This window comes from Providencia sp. JGM181 (genome assembly GCF_018257375.1).
Classification (GTDB): domain Bacteria; phylum Pseudomonadota; class Gammaproteobacteria; order Enterobacterales; family Enterobacteriaceae; genus Providencia; species Providencia lanzhouensis.
In genome coordinates this window covers 1-1,083 of the sequence record NZ_JAERJY010000281.1, presented here as the reverse complement: position 1 = coordinate 1,083, position 1,083 = coordinate 1, and the positions used below count along the sequence as shown (strand labels likewise).

Below are 1,083 nucleotides of genomic sequence, written 5' to 3'. Positions count from 1 at the left end.
AGACAGATTAAAAGACTAAAAACTATTTGATTTTTAATTTGGTTTACACCCCTCGGTGGAAATACAACAATTATGATTCCATCACGCAAGAGGACATATGATGAGTGAACACCTTTCCTTTGAAAGCACGCAAGCCTATAAATTACCCATTCAAGATATTAGCTTTTACTTTGCCGGAGAGAATGAAGCTCAAATAAACAATTTAATCGGGCACTATATAAGAAAAAAAAGAAAAGAACTGGGTTTGACTGGAAGCCAAATCGCTAGCCGTGTCGGTGTCAGTCAGCAACAGTTTTCACGGTATGAGGTAGGGATCAGCAATATCACATTACCGAGATTATTTTTAATTATTAGCAAACTTGACATGGATATTGAGACTTTCCTCAACGACCTTGTCATGATCGTTAAACGACTACATACACAAGATTAAAGAGGTAGTGATAGATAATCTTTTTATTGGGTAGATTATCTATCACGCTCATATTTAATCATTTGCAATAAAAAGCATACATATCATTGGTGAAAAAGACATACCCACCACTTTTCTGAGGATAGAGAAAGATATCCATATCTAGGTTGGGGTCCAAATAAGACTGAGACAAATATTTTTCTAACTCCGAAGAGTCCGTATTATCCGAATTCAATAAAATATTTTTCTTAGATTTAATTTTAAGACTATCGCCAATCTTTATAATATCGATATAAACCTTTCTTGCTACCTCACTCTCAATACCATTTTGGCTAAACTTGCCCTTTAAATTCACCCACCCTTCATGATCGCCTAAGGTGTAAGAAATACTCAAAGAGAGTTTTACATTGTTTTCAATAGAAATAGTCCTAAATGAGGATCGACAAATAATGTCATCTGACTCATTAACCTGGTATACAGCAATAGAAGAAAGAATAATTGCTGATGTATAAACAACAGCTTTCAAGATGCTTTTTTTCATTTTTATTATCCAGCCCAATCCATGATGTAATACGAAACACATTCATTATCTTTTAACGAAAATGAATCTAACTCTCTGATGCAATAAATGATTGATAATTTATTAGTGAAATTCCGTCTTATCACATACATAT

The 1,083-nt window shown here is 33.4% G+C and carries 2 protein-coding genes; one reads left to right on the top strand and one right to left on the bottom strand.

The window, feature by feature from the left end; translation table 11 throughout:
* Nucleotides 1-97 precede the first annotated feature (97 nt).
* Nucleotides 98-430 carry a helix-turn-helix domain-containing protein gene (locus tag JK188_RS17525; RefSeq protein ID WP_051422597.1) on the top strand — a complete coding sequence of 111 codons (333 nt, stop codon included), beginning with the start codon at nucleotides 98-100 and terminating at the stop codon, nucleotides 428-430.
* A 58-nt stretch (nucleotides 431-488) separates the two neighbouring features.
* Here the strand turns inward: JK188_RS17525 and JK188_RS17520 are convergent, their stop codons facing one another.
* Nucleotides 489-950, bottom strand: coding sequence for a hypothetical protein (locus JK188_RS17520; protein ID WP_036950393.1), 462 nt, complete (start codon nucleotides 948-950; stop codon nucleotides 489-491).
* Nucleotides 951-1,083: the final 133 nt, after the last annotated feature.